Origin of the sequence: Luteimonas terricola (assembly GCF_004352845.1) — a bacterium.
In the GTDB taxonomy this organism is placed as follows: domain Bacteria; phylum Pseudomonadota; class Gammaproteobacteria; order Xanthomonadales; family Xanthomonadaceae; genus Luteimonas; species Luteimonas terricola.
The window spans coordinates 311084-329449 of sequence record NZ_SJRX01000001.1; the positions used below are offsets into that span (position 1 = coordinate 311084).

At 67.6% G+C, this 18366-nt stretch carries 11 protein-coding genes; 2 read left to right on the forward strand and 9 right to left on the reverse strand.

From position 1 onward, the window contains the following. Positions 1–126: 126 nt before the first annotated feature. The 5 genes from mtnA to smc all read right to left on the reverse strand — a co-directional run bounded on the left by mtnA (position 127) and on the right by smc (position 9174). The gene (mtnA, locus tag E2169_RS01460) at positions 127–1200 is read right to left on the reverse strand and encodes an S-methyl-5-thioribose-1-phosphate isomerase (protein WP_132984844.1); all 1074 of its coding nucleotides are present in this window, start codon (positions 1198–1200) and stop codon (positions 127–129) included. Positions 1201–1224: 24 nt separating this feature from the next. Then, positions 1225–2175 (reverse strand): EF-P lysine aminoacylase EpmA, encoded by a 951-nt coding sequence (gene epmA / locus E2169_RS01465; protein WP_132984845.1) that lies wholly within the window; start codon positions 2173–2175, stop codon positions 1225–1227. Continuing rightward, positions 2172–4535, reverse strand: a complete 2364-nt coding sequence (gene ligA / locus E2169_RS01470; RefSeq protein ID WP_132984846.1) for an NAD-dependent DNA ligase LigA — start codon at positions 4533–4535, stop codon at positions 2172–2174. Before ligA ends, epmA begins: the two co-directional genes overlap by 4 nt. A 360-nt stretch (positions 4536–4895) precedes the next feature. Next, positions 4896–5651: a cell division protein ZipA gene (gene zipA / locus E2169_RS01475; protein WP_132984847.1), complete on the reverse strand. Its 756-nt coding sequence runs from the start codon at positions 5649–5651 to the stop codon at positions 4896–4898. 19 nt (positions 5652–5670) lie between these two features. Further along, positions 5671–9174, reverse strand: a complete 3504-nt coding sequence (gene smc / locus E2169_RS01480) for a chromosome segregation protein SMC (protein ID WP_132984848.1) — start codon at positions 9172–9174, stop codon at positions 5671–5673. 275 nt (positions 9175–9449) lie between these two features. Between smc and E2169_RS01485 the strand changes: the two genes are divergently transcribed. Beyond that, positions 9450–10328, forward strand: a complete 879-nt coding sequence (locus E2169_RS01485; protein WP_132984849.1) for a DNA ligase — start codon at positions 9450–9452, stop codon at positions 10326–10328. A 111-nt stretch (positions 10329–10439) separates the two neighbouring features. Here E2169_RS01485 and E2169_RS01490 read toward each other — a convergent pair whose 3' ends face one another. The 4 genes from E2169_RS01490 to E2169_RS01505 all read right to left on the reverse strand — a co-directional run bounded on the left by E2169_RS01490 (position 10440) and on the right by E2169_RS01505 (position 16869). Then, the gene (locus tag E2169_RS01490; protein ID WP_132984850.1) at positions 10440–10706 is read right to left on the reverse strand and encodes a hypothetical protein; all 267 of its coding nucleotides are present in this window, start codon (positions 10704–10706) and stop codon (positions 10440–10442) included. 112 nt (positions 10707–10818) lie between these two features. After that, positions 10819–14937, reverse strand: coding sequence for an RHS repeat domain-containing protein (locus E2169_RS01495; protein ID WP_132984851.1), 4119 nt, complete (start codon positions 14935–14937; stop codon positions 10819–10821). A 10-nt stretch (positions 14938–14947) separates the two neighbouring features. After that, positions 14948–15547, reverse strand: coding sequence for a DUF6531 domain-containing protein (locus E2169_RS01500; RefSeq protein WP_132984852.1), 600 nt, complete (start codon positions 15545–15547; stop codon positions 14948–14950). A 200-nt stretch (positions 15548–15747) separates the two neighbouring features. After that, positions 15748–16869, reverse strand: coding sequence for an ABC transporter ATP-binding protein (locus E2169_RS01505; RefSeq protein WP_132984853.1), 1122 nt, complete (start codon positions 16867–16869; stop codon positions 15748–15750). A 115-nt stretch (positions 16870–16984) separates the two neighbouring features. Here E2169_RS01505 and E2169_RS01510 point away from each other — a divergent pair, with 115 nt between their 5' ends. Beyond that, positions 16985–18364, forward strand: coding sequence for a GH1 family beta-glucosidase (locus E2169_RS01510; protein WP_132984854.1), 1380 nt, complete (start codon positions 16985–16987; stop codon positions 18362–18364). Positions 18365–18366 lie beyond the last annotated feature (2 nt).

Genomic DNA, 18366 nt, shown 5'->3' on the forward strand with positions numbered 1-18366 from the left:
CTGACAGCCGCGCGCGTACTACGGCGGAACCCTAGGATTCTATCACGAATGCGCGCTCTTTTCCCGCCCGATTCCGCTGGAAATCAAGGGTTTGCGCGTTCCGACGGGCGGCGCGAGCGGCCTCCTTCAGGCGCCGCCGAACAGCGAGCGCATCGACGCCGCGTGCGGACGCTCGACGATGCCCTTCTCGGTCACGATCGCGTCGATCAGCTCCGCCGGCGTCACGTCGAACACCGGGTTCCAGGCCTGCACGCCCTCCGCCACCGTGCGGCTGCCCGCGACGCCCAGCAGCTCACCCGGATCGCGCTCCTCGATCTCGATCAGGTCGCCCGATGCCATGGCCATGTCGACCGTGGACGACGGCGCGACGACCATGAAGCGCACGCCGTGGTGGCGCGCGGCGATGGCCAGCTGGTAGGTCCCGATCTTGTTGGCGACGTCGCCGTTGGCGCAGATGCGGTCGGCGCCCACCACCACCCACTGCACCTCGCCGCCCTTCATCAGGTGCGAGGCCGCGGCATCGGCGATCAGGGTGGCATCGATGCCGTCCTGCTGCAGTTCCCACACCGTCAGCCGCGCGCCCTGGTTCCAGGGGCGGGTCTCGCCGGCGTAGACACGCCCCACCCTGCCCTGAGCGACCCCGGCACGGATCACGCCCAGCGCCGTGCCGAAGCCGGCGGTGGCCAGCGAACCGGTATTGCAGTGGGTAAGCACGCCGCTGCCCTCCTCGATCAGCGAGGCGCCGAGCACGCCCATGGCACGGTTGGCGGCCAGGTCTTCGGTCTCGATCGCGCGCGCCTCGGCTTCGAGCGCGGCGCGCCAATCGGCACCTTCGCCGGCCTGTGCCAGCGCCAGCGCCGCACGCATGCGCGCCAATGCCCAAGCCAGGTTGACCGCGGTCGGGCGCGCTGCGTTGAGATGCCGCAGCGCAGGCTCCAGACGCGCCGCAGCCTCGGTGGCGTCGCGCGCCTGGATCGCGCGCCCCGCCAGCACGACGCCCCAGGCAGCGGCGATGCCGATCGCGGGCGCGCCGCGCACCGCGAGCGCATGGATCGCTTCGGCGACCGCGTCGCTGTCGGCGCAGGCCACGTACTCGGTCGCGAACGGCAGCCTGCGCTGGTCGAGCAGTTCAAGCGTATCGCCGGTCCAGCGGATCGGACGGATGCGGTCGTAGCTGGCGTAGTCGATGGCGTCGGTCATCAGGCAATTCTAAGGTGCCGGCGCTCAGGCGCGCGCGAAGTCGCAGGCCAGCACGTCGGCGATGGCACCGGTGCCGAGCATCGCCATCAGCAGGCGGTCGATGCCCAGGGCCACTCCCGAGCAGTCGGGCAGTCCCGCGGCCAGCGCTTCCAACAGCGCCTCGTCGATCGGCGGCAGCGCGTCGCCGCGCGAGCGGCGCACGGCGTGGTCGCGTTCGAAGCGCGCGCGCTGCTCGCCGGCATCGGTGAGCTCGTGGTAGCCATTGGCCAGCTCGAGCGGACCGAGGTAGAGCTCGAAGCGCTCGGCCACGTCGACATCGTCGCGCCGCACGACCCTGGCCAGCGCGCACTGCGTGGCCGGGTAGTCGTACATGGCCAGCAGCTGGCCAGGCGGGAATGCCGGCTGGATGCGGTGGGTCATCAGCAGGTCCAGCCAGTCGTCCCGGGTGAGGCCTTCGGGATCGACCTGCCCCGGGAACGCGGCCTGCAGCTCGGCCGTGGAGGCGGTCATCGGATCGAGGCCCAGCGCATCGCGGTAGACCTCGCGGAACGAGGCCTTGCGCAGGGTCGCCTCGCGACCGACGAGCGCGAGCGATGCGCGCACCAGCTCCGCGGTCTCGTCGATCAGCGGATCCAGCGTCCAACCCACGCGATACCACTCGAGCATGGTGAACTCGGGGTTGTGGCGGCCGCCGGCCTCGCCGTCGCGGAACACGCGGCCCAGCTCGTAGCAGTCGCCGACGCCTTCGGCGAGCAGGCGCTTCATCGGGTATTCGGCCGAGGTGCGCAGCCAGCGCGTGCGCGACGCGCCGTCGGTGCGCCCGCCGAACTCGACGGTGAACGAGGCGATGTTCGGGTCGGTATTGCCCGCGCGCGACATCACCGGCGTCTCGACCTCGAGCACGCCGCGGACGTCGAAGAAGTCGCGCACCAGGCGGTTCAGGCGTGCGCGCAGGCGCAATGCATCGTGGCTCACGCGTGCTCCCCGAGGAAGGCCAGCAGGCGCGCCTCGTCCCAGACTTCGACGCCGAGCTCCGTGGCCCTGGCCAGCTTCGAACCCGCCTCGGCGCCGGCGACGACGAAGCCGGTCTTCTTCGACACGCTGCCCGACACCTTGGCGCCCAGGGCCTCGAGCTTCGCCTTGGCCTCGTCGCGGCCCATCGAATCGAGCGTGCCGGTGATCACCACGGTCATGCCGTCCAAGGGCCCCGCCGCGGCCTCGTCCTCGGGCAGCGCCGCCAACAGCTCGGCCTGCATCGCCGCGGCGGCCAGCAGCGGGCCTGCATTGGCTTCGTCCGACAGCCACGCCGCGAAGGCGGTCGCCGCGTCATCGGGCAGGCCCGCGATCACGAAGTTGTGGCGCTCCTGATCGAGCAGGGTCGCGGCATCGGGAAACGCATCGGCCAGCTGCTTCGCACGCAGCGGCGTCAGTTTCGGGATTCCGCAGTCGGCCAGCAGCTGCGCCAGCGTCAATCCCTCGCGCAGCTTCGGCGATGGCGGATGCGCGTCGGCGATGCGCACGCCGGCCGCCAGCAGCGCATCGATCACCGCCTGGTTGCCGGGCTGGTCGAGGAAATGCCCGAGCGAGCGCGCAACCTCGTCGCCGATGTCGGGCACGCGCTTGAACAGCGGCCAGGGGGTGCGGCGGATGCGGTCGAGGTCGCCGAGCCAGGCCGCCAGCGCCTTGGCCGTGCTTTCGCCCACGTGCTCGATGCCGAGCGCGAACAGGAAGCGCTCCAGCGTGGTCTCGCGGCTGCGCGCGATCGCGGCCACCAGGTTCTCCGCCCACTTCGTCGCGACCTTGCCCGACTTCACCGTCTCCGGCGTGGTGCCGTCGCGCTCGTCGGCGCGCCGCTTCATCTCGACGAAATCCTCCACGCCCAGGCCGTAGAGGTCGGCGATGCTCTTCACCTGGTCGAAGTCGACCAGCGCCTGGATCAGGCGCTCGCCCAGGCCCTCGATGTCCATCGCGCGACGCGAGGCGAAGTGGAACAGGCCCTGCACGCGCTGCGCCGGACAGACCAGCTCGCCGCTGCAGCGCGCGACCACCTCGCCCTCTTCACGCACGATCTCGGAGCCGCAGACCGGGCAGCGCTCCGGCATCCCCCACGGCGTCGTGCCGTCCGGCCGGCGCTCGGGGATCACCCGCAACACTTCCGGGATCACGTCGCCTGCGCGGCGCACGATCACCGAATCGCCGACGCGCACGTCCAGGCGCGCCACCTGGTCGGCGTTGTGGAGCGTCGCGCGGGTGACGGTGACGCCGCCCACGTGCACCGGCTGCATCAGCACCCAGGGCGTGACCGCGCCGGTGCGGCCGACGTTGACCTCGATCGCCTCGACGATCGTGGCTTCCTCCTGCGCCGGGAACTTGTGCGCGATCGCCCAGCGCGGCGCGCGCGAGACGAAACCCAGGTCGGCCTGCAGTTCATGGCTGTCGAGCTTGTAGACCACGCCATCGATGTCGTAAGGGAGCGTGTCGCGGGCCTCGCCGATGCGGCGGTAGTAGTCGAGCACGCCGTCCAGGCCCGACGCACACTCGACCAGCGGCGACACCGGCAGGCCAAGGCCGCGCAGCCAGGCGAGCACGCCGGAGTGGGTCGCTGGAACGCGGACGCCTTCGACCTCCCCCAGCGAGTAGGCGAAGAACGCCAGAGGCCGCTTCGCGGTGATGGCCGGATCGAGCTGCCGCAGCGAACCGGCCGCGCCGTTGCGCGGATTCGCCAACGGCTTGGCGCCGTGCGCCAGCGCCCACGCGTTGTAAGCCTCGAAGCCCGCGCGCGGCATGTAGACCTCGCCGCGCACCTCGAGCACCTTCGGGATGCCCGGGCCAGCGGACCCGCCGCCCGCGTCCCGCAACCGCAGCGGGATCGCCTTCACCGTGCGCAGGTTGGCGGTGACGTCCTCGCCGGACGCGCCATCGCCGCGGGTCGCACCGCGCACGAACAGGCCGTCCTCGTAGCGCAGGCTGATCGCCAGGCCGTCGAACTTCGGCTCCACCGAAAACACCGGCGCGTCCTCGCCGGTCTCGCGCACGATGCGCGCGACGAACTCGGACACCTCCCCGTCGCTGAAGGCATTGCCCAGCGACAGCATCGGCACCGCATGGCGGACCGTGGGGAACTTGCCCGAAGGCACGCCGCCCACGCGCAGCGTCGGCGAATCCGGTGTCTGCAGCGACGGATCGGCGGCTTCGAGTTCCCCCAGCTCGCGCAGCAGCCGGTCGTACTCGGCATCCGGCAGCGCCGGATCGTCGAGCACGTGGTAACGGTGGTTGGCGTCGTCGATCAGTCGGCGCAGTTCGGCGGCGCGCTGCTGCTGGGCGTTGTCGGGCATCGGCAGATTGTACGGCGGGCGTATGTGGCTGGGCTGAGAGGGCGGCGGCTGGCCGAGGGCGGCGGAGGATGTGCAGGTACCCCGCCGGCTGTCCCGCTGCGCGGGCCTTTATGCCGGCTGCGTACCTGCCCACCCTCCGCTGCCATCGCTGAGGTGGAGTGAGGAAAGAGCGTCGCGTCTTTGCCTTTCCCGGCGGCCCGCGGCAAAAACGCTGCAAGGCGGATTGGTGGGTACGCAGTGGGCATAAAGGCCCGCGCAGCGGGACAGCCCACGGAGTACCCACCAATCCGCCGTACCGCGCGCCTCCGGCACCCGCTTCCGCCCAGGGCTGTGGCGCCCTGGGTTGTGGCCCCGTCCCGGCTACCAGTCCGGGCTGCGCGTGATCGGCACGTCCTGCTCGCGATCGTAGGTGCGCAGCTCCTCGCGCAGGTGCGAGATGCGCTGGCGGCCCAGCGCGTTGCGGTGCTCGTCCAGCAGCACCCCGTCGAGCAGCTCGGCCATGCGCTCCGCCGTGGGCAGCATCGCGTCCCAGGCGTCGAGCGCGGACACCGGCGCCGGCAGCGTCAGGAAGAAGGCGATCGCCGGCGTCTCCAGCGACTGGATCTCGGCCATCTCGAAGCTGCCGGGGCGGCGGATGTTGGCGACGCTGAACACCGGCCCGCGCTCCGGATGCCCGTTGACCAGGCGGTGGAAGACGTTGAGATGGCCGTAGGTCAGGCCGGCCTTCTCGGCGGCCACCACGATGTCCGGACCGCGCAGCACGTTGCCTGCGCGCGCGGCGATGTACAGGGTCACGATCTTGTCGAAGTCGTCGCTGACGCGGCGGCCGTACTCGCTGACCGTGGCGCCCGCGGTGCCGCCGACGGCGCCGTCGAGCAGGTCCATCTCGCTCTGCACGGCCTCCTCGGCCGGGGGCTCCTCGCCCTCGCCCAGCTCGCGCTCGAGCTGCGCGCCCAGGGTCGGCTCCATGCGCTCCTCGCGCGCGGCGGAGGCGGCCTTCGCCGACACGCGGCGGCCCTGCGGGCTCCGCGGACGCGTGCCGAAGTACCAGATTGCGGCGAACAGCAGGACGCCCGCGACCAGGATCCCGATCCGCAGCAGCCAGGTGTCGCTCATTCCACTCTCCCGTATTTGTTCAGGCGGCGCCGGCCAGGCGCGCGGCTTCCGCAAGGTCGACCGACACCAGCCGGCTGACGCCGGGCTCGCGCATGGTAACGCCCGACAGCTGCTGCGCGGCTTCCATCGTCGCCTTGTTGTGGGTCACGAACAGGAACTGCACCTTCTCGCTCATCTCGGTCACCAGCGCGCTGAAGCGGCCGACGTTGGCTTCGTCCAGCGGCGCGTCGACCTCGTCGAGCAGGCAGAACGGCGCCGGGTTGAGCTGGAAGATCGCGAACACCAGCGCCACCGCGGTCATCGCCTTCTCACCGCCCGACAGCAGCGAGATATTGGACACGCGCTTGCCCGGCGGGCGCGCCATGATCGCGACGCCGGTGTCGAGCAGGTCCTCGCCGGTGAGTTCGAGATAGGCGTGGCCGCCGCCGAACAGGCGCGGATAGATTTCCTGCACGCCGGAGTTGACGCGGTCGAAGGTGTCCTTGAAGCGGCCGCGGGTCTCGCGGTCGATCTTGCGGATCGCGTCTTCGAGCGTTTCCAGCGCCGAGTTGAGGTCGGCGTCCTGGCTGTCGAGGTACTCCTTGCGCTGCGCGGCCTCGGCATGCTCCTGGATCGCCGCGAGGTTGACCGGCTCCAGCCGGCGCAGCTTCGCATCGAAGTCGGCCACCATGCGGCCCCAAGTGCCGGCCTCGGCGTCGTCGGCCAGGCCCGCGACCACGTCGTCGAGCACGAAGCCGGCCTCGACCACGGCGGCGCCCAGTTGCTCGGCGTGGATCACAAGCGCCTGCTGGTCGAGGCGGCGCTGGGCGATGGCCTCGCGCTGGGCGATGGCCTGCTCGTCGCGCTGGTGGCGCACCTGCTCGTAGTCCCGCAGGCCGGCGTCGATGCCGTCGAGCGCGCTGCGCGCCTGCGCCAGAACCTGCTCGGCGTTCACCCGTTCGGCAAGCGCGGCCTGGCGCTGCTGCTCCAGCCCGTCGACCGGGGTGTCGCCGGCAGCCAGCTGGGTGCTGATCTCGCCCAGCCGGCTGTCGAGCTGGCCGCGCTGGCCGCCCATGCGCTGCAGCGCCTGGCGCAGGCCGTTGGCCTGGGTACGCTGGGTTTCCAGCTGCAGCGCGAGCGCGTGGGCCTCTTCGCGCGATTCGCGCGCGGCGGTGCGGGCTTCGTCGCGGGCCGCCGAGAGACGCGCGCGCTCGGCGTCCAGCTCGCGGCGGCTGCCTTCGAGCTCGGCCATGCGCGACACGGCGTCCTCGAGTCGCCCGCGGGACTCGCGCGCCTGTTCGCCGCTGCCGGCGATGGATTCGCCGAGCTGTGCGAGCTCGGCGTCGATGCGTTCGATGCGGTTGCGGGCCGCGTCGAGGCGACCCTGCTGGCCCTGCAGCCGGCCGGCGAGCTCCGAGACGCTGCGGTGGGCATGGTAGAGCTGGCGCTGCGCGTCCTCGCGCGCCTGCTCGGCGGCCAGCAGGCGCTCGCGGCCGCTGGCCAGCGCCTCTTCGAGTTCGCCCTCGCGCGCCTGCAACTGCTCGATGCGCTCGCGCAGCCCCTGGATCTCGCGCTCGCGCAGCAGCGCGCCCTGGCGCGCCGCGCCCGAGCGCAGCACCCGCAGCCAGCCGGCGCCAAGGCGCTCGCCGTCGCGGGTGATCACCGAATCGCCGGGTTCCAGCCCTGCCTGCAGCGCGCGCGCATCGGCCAGCGAATCGGCCACGTGCAGCCGCGCCAGCAGGCGCCGGATGGCCAGCGGGCCGCGCACGCGGGCGGCCAGCGAGGTCGGCGCGAAATCGGCATCGCCGGTGTCGGCCGACACCAGCGCGATCCGGCCATCACCAAGGTCGGCCAGGGCTTCGACCAGTGCCTCGGGGCTCTCGACCAGCACGCCCTCGATCATCTGCCCGAGCGCGCCCTCGACCGCGTTCTCCCAGCCCTCCTCGACCTCCAGCGCCTCACCGACACGGGTCGCCGAATCCAGGCCGCGCTGGCGCAGCCAGGCCACCGCCGCGCCCTGCTCCTGGCCGAGCGCGGCGTGCTGCAGGGTCTCGAGCGAGGACAGGCGGCCGCGGGCCTCCTGCGCCAGCTTGCGCACCTCGGAAATCTCCTGCTGGCTGGCGCGCTGCTGGTCCTGCAGGTCGAGCGCGGCCTGCTTGCGTTCGTCCAGGCCCTCGTTGAGCCCGTCCAGCGCAAGCTTCTGCGCCTCGTGCTCATCGGCGACGCCGGCGAAGGCCTCGGCCAGCGCGTCCAGGTCCAGGCCCGCGCGCTCGCCCGACAGCGCCTCGCGACGACGGTCTTCTTCCAGCGACTGCCGGTCGAGGTAGTCCACTCGGGTGCGTTCGACCTCGGCCGCGCGCGCCGCCTCGCCGGACTCCTGGCTGTGGGCGTCCCAGCGCTCCTGCCAGTCGGCCAGCGCGGCCTCGGTGTCGCGCAGCGCGTCCTGCCGGGTCTCGTCGCTCTCGCGCAGGGCCTCCAGCGCCGGCTCGGCCTCGGCGACCGACTCCTCCAGGATCGCCAGCCGCTCCTCGTCGCCGCTGATGTGCTGCGCCAGCTCGGCAATCGCGTCCTCGGCCTCTTCGCGGGCGCGCAGCAGGCGCTGCGAGAGCTCGCGCTGGTGGGCGATCTGCTGCTCGATGCGCGCCAGCGTGCCGCCAACCTCGTAGCCTGCGGCCTGGGCGCGGTTGAGCGTTTCCATCGCTTCTTCGCGCTTCACGCGTCCTTCTTCGAGCGCGCGCTCGGCCTCGCGCTGCTCGGCGATCAGCTGCTGCAGGCGCGTCTCTTCCTGCGACAGGCCCTCGCGCAGCCTGGACAGCTTCGCGTCGAGCGCACGGTATTCGAGCGCCTTCCACTCGGCGTCGCGGACGCGGCGTTCTTCCTGGATCGCGGTGTACTGCTCGGCCTGCCGTGCCTGGCGCGCGAGGTGGCCCAGCTGCTTGCCCACTTCATCGCGCAGGTCGCCCAGGCGGTCGAGGTTCTCGCGGGTGTGGCGGATCCGGGTCTCGGTTTCCCTGCGCCGCTCCTTGTACTTGGAGATGCCGGCGGCCTCCTCCAGGTACACGCGCAGTTCCTCGGGCTTGGCCTCGATGATCTGGCTGATCATCCCCTGCTCGATGATCGAGTAGCTGCGCGGCCCGAGGCCGGTGCCGAGGAACAGGTCGGTGATGTCGCGGCGGCGGCACCTGGCGCCGTTGAGGTAGTAGTTGCTCTGGCCGTCGCGCGAGACCAGGCGCTTGACCGAGATCTCGTTGAAGGCCGCGAACTCGCCGGTGATGGCGTGGTCGCTGTTGTCGAAGACGAGCTCGACGGTCGCCTGCGACACCGGCTTGCGCGAAGTGGAGCCGGAGAAGATCACATCGGTCAGCGAGTCGCCGCGCAGGCGGCTGGCCGAACTCTCGCCCATCACCCAGCGCACGGCGTCGATGATGTTCGACTTGCCGCAGCCGTTGGGCCCCACCACGCCGGTCATGTTGGTCGGCAGGTGCAGGGTGGTCGGATCGACGAAGGACTTGAAACCCGAGAGCTTGATCGTGGACAGGCGCATGCGGCGTTCTGGGTGCCTCGGCGGCGCACGGGCGGGCCGTGGCGGCGCTGGATTGCGGGAAACTGCAGGAAGAATGCGGCCCGGGGGCCGCATCCGCCGAGTATAGCGGCAGCCGCGGGAGCGGGTCGGGCCCGCCCCGCCACGCGGCGGGCCCCTACGCCGAAGCGGCGCGCCCGCCGATGCCGCCGGCCCCGGGCGCCGCGGAACATGGCCGCATGGACAGTCTCCCGACAGACACGACACACGCATCCCGCCCCCGGCCGGGCAGCGCCAGAATGACGGCCCTGGCCCTTGCGCTGACCGCGGCCCTCGCCGCGGCGCCGGCGGCCGCCGACGATCCGGGCCGGGGCCAGGGCCTGATGCTGGCCACCATGGCCCAGGATGGCCACGACCCCGGCACCGCGCACCCCGTCACCGAGTACTGGGCCAGCGAGAAGCTCGACGGCGTCCGCGGCCGCTGGGACGGCCGCCGCCTGTGGACCCGCGGCGGCTATCCGGTGGACGCACCGCCGTGGTTCACCGCCGGCTGGCCCGCGGTCGCGATGGACGGCGAGCTGTGGCTGGGCCGGGGCCGGTTCGAGGAGGCCAGCAGCCTGGTGCGCAACCCGCCGGCCGGCGACGCGGCCTGGCGCGACATGCGCTTCATCGTGTTCGACCTGCCCGACCATGGCGGTCCGTTCGAGGAGCGGGTCCACGCCATGCGCGCACTCGCGGACGGCAGCATTCCCGGGCTGCGTCCGGTGGCACAGTCGCGGGTGGCCGGCCGCGCGCAACTGCAGAGGCGGCTGCAAGCGGTGCTCGATGCCGGTGGCGAAGGCCTGATGCTCCACCACCGCGACGCGCGCTACCTGCCCGGCCGCAGCGACGGCCTGCTCAAGCTCAAGCCGCACGACGACGCCGAGGCCCGCGTGGTCGCCCACCTGCCCGGGAACGGAAAGTACGCCGGCCTGGTCGGCTCACTGCTGGTCGAGCGCGACGACGGCGCCCGCTTCCGCCTTGGCAGCGGCCTCGGCGACGCCGACCGCGTCGCGCCCCCGGCCCTGGGCAGCCTGGTCACCTATCGCTACAACGGCCTCACGGTGAACGGGCTGCCGCGCTTTCCTCGCTATCTGAGGCTGCGCGAGCCCCCGAAATCTCTACCAGCAGGCCCCTGAATCACCGTGTCCGCATACCTTTGTACTTGCGATTGAAATTAGTCCGAACACTGGCGGGGATAAGTTTAGCTTCGTCGAGAATTAAGCTCGGACCCTTCTTCAGTCTTTCGCTCACTTGTAAGCGACAAACTTGATTAGAGATAGATCCGCCTTATTGATGTGATACTCACCGCCGCCACCTACCACTCTTTCAAAAGGCAGGACTCGCCTTCGCAGAAAGACCACAATGAATGTCTCACTAGTTTGACTTACGCCAATAGAATAGCTTTCTGGATTCTTCGCAAACTTAAGTAGATCCGCCGTCTCGGGCACCGCCTCCTCACCCGCATAGTATTCCTTCAAATGGTCTGAAAATCTTGTCGCAGTGATCTTGATCACCTCACTTACAGTCTCTTCGTAAGATCTTTCGACGTCACTCGCAAATGCGCATTGAGGTGCAGCCAATGCGAACGCAATGAGGGACGAGCACAAGCTAACTCCACAGATTTTTCTAAGGTTCATTTCCACACCCGCAAGTTCCCATGTTACTTCTAGGTTCTTCTAGGATCGATATACGCCACTGGCTGAACATGTTTTGTTCGTACTTCTTTATCTCAAATGCTGGAGTGCCAAGATATCCGACTAATCCATCTGCATTATTGTAATGCCAACTATAGTCACCCCGACCCCAGTTGAAATTGCCCGAACCATTTGCAGGCGTGTACGCACCATGAGTGTGATACCAACCAACAGCACTAGCGGGCCTCTCCCCAGGATCCACCGAATCGGAGATTCCCATCCTCGGCACGGTATATGTAAAACCACCTCCCGGCAAACTATAGACCCAACCTCCAAACTCTCTACCACGCCTTACGGACATCGAATTGACCTCTGCTATGGCAGCCGCTCCAGCCTTATCTTCAGTTGAGTAGCAGTCTCCGGGCAACAAGCCCAACGGATCAATCAAACTAATCGGGTTTCCACGAACATAGGCATATGTATTCAGACCTCCAGAAAGCCCAATCGGGTCGGACTGGATATATCTGCCCGTGTACGGATCATAATCTCTGAACCCGTTATGCCACGTCTGGGTTTCCTCGTCCCATACCTGCCCCGGGAATCCCAGCGGAATCCCCGTGCCGATGCTGCTCAACACCACGGCACGACTGTACGCAAGATTGGACGCCTTCCACACCGCCTGCCGACTTGTATTGGTGGCCAGCTGCGGTCGATTCAGGTGGTCGGTGTGGATGAAATAGCGCGCGCTTGACGCCGACACCATCGCGATCGGCTGCCCGCCCAGGTACACGAAGCTCTTCCAGCCGTTCGACTCATGCTGCGCCAGCAGCGTGTTCTGCCCGCTGTACACGTACCGGAACGTCCCCAACGGTCCCGACTTGCGCATGCGCTGGTCGAGCGCATTGACCACATATGACGTGGCAACTCCGCTGGCCGTACTCGATGTCAGCCGGTCGAAACCGTCGTAGCCATAGGAGCGGTTGCCAAGCCACCCTGTCGTGGCTTCCAGATTGCCTTGGGCGTTGTACTGGAAGTTCCTGTTGGCGTTCCCCGACATGGCCAGCATCCGGCTGGATTGGCCCGCAATGGTGTAAACGGTCGGAGTGCCCGGCACCCCGCCTGATGTCGAGAGGCGCTGGAGCCGATTGCCCACGGCATCGAATTGATCCTGCCAAGTGGATGAACCACCCATGCTGTTGCTTGTCAGGCGACCAAGCTCGTCGTAGCCGAACTGATGGCTCATGCTTGCGTCCACGCCGTCGGTGATCGCCGTGATCAGTTCACGCGCGTTATGACCATAGGTCAGGCTCTGGTGGACACTTGCTCCATACACCGAGCTGATGCCGGTGATCCGGCCATCCAGGTCACGGTCGCGGCGATGGACGATACCGTTGGCGTAGCGCCAACCCGCCACTGCGCCGGTCACGTCGTAAGCAAACTCGTCCGCGATTCCTTGCGTCGACCCATTGGCGAGATCGGCCTGGATCGACGACAAGTAGCCTCCGCTGTAGACGTAGTTCACTGCCAACCCGCTTGGGTACTCGACCCAGGTCAGTCGGCCCATGCCATCGTAGGCATAGCCGGTGGCGTCGTTCGCGCCGGAGCCCGTGTCGAGCCGGCTGGCCACCTGCCCTTGCGGTGTGTACGTGAGGACCGCCTTCGACAATGTGCTGCTGCCCTGGATTCGCGATGCGCTGCACAGCATCCCTCGCCCATTGGTGCAGCTGTCATATGTGAAGGTACGGCGTTCGCCGGGAGCGTTGATGGCGGTGACCCGACCCTGCGTGTCGTATTCGTACGACAGCCCACTTCCGTTCGCACGCTGCATGGACGTCCGAAGTCCGCTGGCAGAGTAGACAAAGGTTGTAGTGCCAGTGTCAGGGCTGCTCTGTGACCAGAGTTGACCGAAGCCATCGTACAGATAGGTGGTTACGTTGTGAGTGGGGTCGGTGACCGAGGTGATCCGTCCAGCCACGTCATAAATGAATACTGTTGCCCCCAGCTTGGCATCGACTTGGCGGACAAGACGGCCAAGCTTGTCGTAATGGTAGCGGGTCTCGTTGGAGTCGGCGTCGACCGTGAGGACCAGACGGTCGCTGCGGTCATAGCCGAAATCGACCCGCTGCCCGTTGTTTCCGCGGCGAGCCATGATGCGCCCGAGTTCGTCGTAGTCAGTGAAGGCGCGATATCCCACGCCGAGCGGCCCAGAAAGAGTACCTGCCATGCTGCCTGACGCGCTGTACGGGTCTTCCGGCACCACATGGATCTGGCAATCCGGCATATGCGGAGAACAAGGCTCTTCAGGTCCGGGTGGCTGCGGAGCGTGTAGCAGCGACAGCGTGGTGAGCGGAGAGGCTTGCCCGAAGGACTGTCCCTGACCCGTCATCTTCCACTGGAAGGCGTAGTTGGAAACCGTCGCGGGCGTGCGCGCCACGATAGGAATATCCACCGACTGGCCGGGCTGAACAACCCCGGGAACACCGACCGCATGAACGCCGAAATCCTGCGAAAACTGTGGCGACTGCGACACCAGGCGATATCCGTCCGCCGTGGACCATGCAGAGGAGCCGGTGTTCTTCATGCGCACCGTGAAAGTGACGTTCCGGTCCGTATACAGCGGCGAAGGTATCACCTGGGACACGTACTGAGATCCATTCACAGGAGCTACAGGGGCAAAGGCCAGGCGCTCGATCTCCGTCTTTACCGGGAGCGACATGGCGTTGTACTGCATGCGATTGCGTACGTAGGTGCCGCCAGGCTCTGGATAATGCACGGAGACCGGGCGCCATGCTGCGTCGTACCTGGTGGTCGCCGTCTGGCCATCAGGCGTTTTAACGGTATACAGGCGTCCGAGCCCGTCGTATCCGTAAGTAGTCGTGTGCCAGCTTCCGTTGACGCTGCGGCGGCTGGTGAGCATCCTTCCGGCCGCGTCATAAGTGAACTCTTCCACGGCGCCATTCGGGCCGGTGACGCGTCGCGGCCTGCCCATCGCATCATGGTTGGCGTAGGTGGCCATGACGCCAGAGGCCGTGGCCACCGTCAACAGGTTGCCGCTCGCATTGTAGGTAAGGGTCTTGGAGTCGCCCGTCCCGGTCAGCGGGCCATCCACCGTGATGACTCTGGGCATCCCATTGGCATGATAGGAATAACCGTAGCTTGTGGTCCGGCTCTGACCTTGACTTGCGGGGACGAGGGTCGAGAGGTTAGTAACCGTTTCGGATGCCACATAGTTCCGGGAATTGTAGGTATAGCTGACCCGGTACTTCGTCTTCCCTGCGTTCACGCCCACGCCATCAATGGTACGGCTCAGGGTCCGGTTCGCCTGCGTGTCCCAGGTATAGGTCGTAACGCGGGCGTAAGCTTCTCCGACCGCTTCGGTCTTCTTGAGCAGTTGCCCCTTTGGGTTGTAGTCGTAGTCGGTCTTCTCGCCCTCGGGACCAGTCACGACGTCGCGATACCCGTTTGCATCATAGGTGATCGTACTGACGCTGCCGAGACAGTTCGCGCTGGCATGCCCTTGCACCGATACAAGCTTACCCCCCACGAAGTTGTGGGTCGCGACGCGCCCCAGCGGATTGGTCTCGGTCACGGTCAGCGTGGGCTTCCCGTTCTGGTAGCCACTCTGATACGAGAGCGTGACCCGCTCTGCCCCGCCCGCATGCTCGGTGGATGTTGCGCGGCGCTCGCTGTCGTAGGTGAACCACGAGTACCGGACGTCGTTGATCGACTTTCCAACGAACCTGAAAAAGCCGGGTCCTTCGTAGTGATATGTGATCTTCACGGGCACTACGCCGGGTTGCTCCGTGGATGCCAGGAGATGACGCCCCGTGTAGATCTTCTGGTGGCTGTACGTGTAGCGATAGATCGCGTTGTCTGGCGCCTTGATGCTGGTCAGCTCGTCGCCGGTCCATGTGAAGACAACCTCCCGGCCCGAGGTATGGATGACCTTCTGCACCTGCGTGCCATTGAGGCCGCCGTACAGGAACGTCAGGCCAATCCCGTGGTGGTTGTTGATCTGGAGGGGTAGCCCGCCCTTGCGATAGCGCTCTACCGAATTGTCTTCTCCGTAGAACTGCCACGTTCCGTCTCCTTGCCGGACGATCCGCGCCACGGCGGAGGCCTTAGTCTTCGAAGAAGACCCCCTCGGACTGCTTCAGAAAGCGGATCTTGCGCCCGTCGGGGCGATGCGCCCAAATGATCGTGGCGCTGGCTGCGGTCTGGCATTCGGCCTCGCCATTGATCGGATAACAGGGGCCGTTCTCGTAGCTTCCGCCAAAGCTCAGCTTGAAATCGAAACTACTGAGCCAGTGGTATCCGAAAATGCCGACACCATCCCAGTGCTGATTCCACACACGCTCCAGACGCAACCCACCGGCGTCGAAATCGAGCTCGGGCTCAGTCTTGTTGCCCGTTGAAATTACAACGGGATTTCCTGTGACGGACTTGTCGCAGCCTCTTGTTCCCGCATCTTTATCGCCAAGTTGCTCGAGTTGTCCCGTGTTTCCGGAGAAGCCACCATCTTGGAGTTGATACCCACCGATTTCCACGCCCCAGCTCCCCCCAAGCGTGCCGATCTGTTCTGGCAGGACACCTTTTACTACTATGGGATCGAGGGTCGTCGTCGCTTGAGCCTCGCCAGGAAAATAGCCTATCAGCGCTGCGACAGCGGCCACACATACGATCAAGCTCCGACGACAGGCGTCGCCCTCTTCGAGCCACATGAATATCGCCTCCCCAAGCGTTCATGGCACAGATGTAGCAGATGTGCTGAGCGGCATCAATCAGCCGGGCTTTTGGCCAGGGCGGCCGGCTGATACAAAGCGAACCAGTTCTTGAACGCCCTTGCAGAGGAAGTAGTTCGTACTACACCTCGCCGCAACATCGCGCTTGGATTACAGTCGCGCGCCGCTGGCGGGATCGACTACGGATCCAGCCGCCGCCCGTCGTTGTCGGGATCGAAGAAGTGCAGCGCTTCCACGGCCACGCGCATCGACAGCGTCTCGCCGACGCGCGGCAGCTGGCCGGGCGGAAGCCGGGCGACCAGGGCGTGGTCGCCCAGGCGCAGGTTGACGAAGACCTCGCTGCCGACCGGCTCGACCACCTCGACCACGGCCTCGAATACACCCACGCCAAGCGTCCCGCCGGCAGCGGAACCGACCGCGCCATCCGCGCGCAGCAGATGCTCCGGACGCAGGCCCACGGCCAGCTCGCGTCCCAGCCAGGCTTCGGGCATCCGCAGTCCAGGCAGCGGCAGGCGCACACCTCCACCTGCCAGCAGCGTCGGCACGCCAGCGGCGGCTTCGATCCGCCCCTTGATCACGTTCATCGCCGGGCTGCCGAGGAAGGTCGCCACGAACAGGTTCGCCGGACGCTCGTACAGCGCCATCGGGGTGTCGACCTGCTGGATACGTCCGCCATCGAGCACCACGATGCGCTGGCCGAGGGTCATCGCCTCCACCTGGTCGTGGGTGACGTAGACCATGGTGGTGCCGAGGCTGCGGTGCAGGCGCGCGATCTCCACCCGCATCGCCGCGCGCAGGCGGGCGTCGAGGTTGGACAGCGGCTCGTCGAGCAGGAACACCTGCGGCTGGCGCACGAGGGCGCGGCCCAGGGCCACGCGCTGGCGCTGGCCGCCGGACAGTGCGGCGGGCTTGCGCTCGAGCATGTCCTCCAGGCCCAGCATCTTCGCCGCGTCCGCAACCCGCCCGGCAATCGCCGCCTTGTCCATGCCGCGCAGCTTCAGGCCGAAGGCCAGGTTCCCGGCCACGGTCATGTGCGGATACAGGGCGTAGTTCTGGAACACCATGGCGATATCGCGGTCGCGCGGGGCGACGTCGTTGACCACGCGGTCGCCGATCGCGATCGTGCCGCCGTCCACCGCCTCCAGGCCCGCGATCATCCGCAGCAGTGTGGACTTGCCGCAGCCCGAGGGCCCGACGAGCACCAGCAGCTCGCCGTCGCCGGCCTCGAAGCTGGCGTCGTGGACGGCGACGAAGCCGTCGGGATAGACCTTGCGGACGTGTTCCAGCCGGACCTGCGCCATCCTCGCTCCCGGGTTTTCCCGCGATGACACTCGCGGAGGCACTGCGTTATCCTCGCAATGTAACCGTTTTCAACGCATCCACCGCGCACAGCGGCAGCCCGGAGTCCCACGTCCCATGCCCGATTCCCCCACGCCCGCCAGGGACCTCCGCTTTCCGGACGGTTTCCTGTGGGGTGCCGCCACCGCCGCCCATCAGATCGAGGGCTCGCCGCTGGCCGACGGTGCCGGCCCCAGCATCTGGACGCGCTTCGCGCACACGCCGGGCATGACCCTCAACGGCGACACCGGCGACGTCGCCTGCGACCACTACGGGCGCTGGAAGCAGGACGTCGCGCTGATGCGCGAGCTGGGCCTGAAGGCCTATCGCTTCAGCGTCTCCTGGTCGCGCATCCACCCGGAGGGTACCGGGCGCGTGAATCAGGCCGGCCTGGACTTCTATTCCCGCCTGGTCGACGAACTGCTCGCGAACGACATCGAGCCCCTGCTCACCCTGTTCCACTGGGACCTGCCCGCGGCGCTGGACGACCGTGGCGGCTGGCTCAACCGCGACTGCGCGGACTGGTTCGCCGAGTACGGCAGCACGCTCTACCGCGCGCTCGACGGCCGGGTGAAAAAGTGGGCGACGATCAACGAGCCCTGGGTGGTCACCGACGGCGGTTACCTGCACGGCGCGCTGGCCCCCGGCCATCGCAGCCGCTACGAGGCGCCGATCGCCGCGCACAACCTGATGCGCGCGCACGGCGCCGCGGTGCAGGCCTACCGCGCCGAGGGCCGGCACGAGATCGGCCTGGTGGTGAACATCGAGCCCAAGTACCCGGCCAGCGATTCGGCCGAAGACGCCGCCGCCGTACGCCGCGCGCACGCCTACATGAACGAGCAGTTCCTGCACCCCGCCCTGCTCGGCCACTACCCGCCGGAGCTGAAGGAAATTTTCGGCGACGCCTGGCCGGACTGGCCGGCGGAAGACTTCGCACTCATCAGGCAGCCGCTGGATTTCGTCGGCATCAACTACTACACGCGCAGCGTGACCGCCGCCGGCGACAGCTATCCGCTGAAGACCGCCGTGGTGCGGCAGCCGCTGGGCACCTATACCGAGACGGGCTGGGAAGTGTTTCCGCAGGGCCTCACCGACCTGCTGCTCTGGTTCAAGGACACCTACGGCGACCTGCCCGTCTACATCACCGAGAACGGCGCGGCGTTCTTCGATCCGGCGGTGGCCGATGAGGGCCGCGTGCGGGATCCGCTGCGCATCGACTACCTGCGCAAGCACCTCACCGCGATCCGCGACGCGATCGATGCCGGCGTGGACATCCGCGGCTACATGGCCTGGTCGCTGCTGGACAACCTGGAGTGGTCGCTTGGATACTCGAAGCGCTTCGGTATCGTGCACGTGAACTACGGCACGCAGGAGCGCACGCCCAAGGACAGCGCGCGCTGGTACTCGAAGGTCATCGCCAGCAACGGACGCACGCTTTCCGATCCGCTCCCTTACTGAAG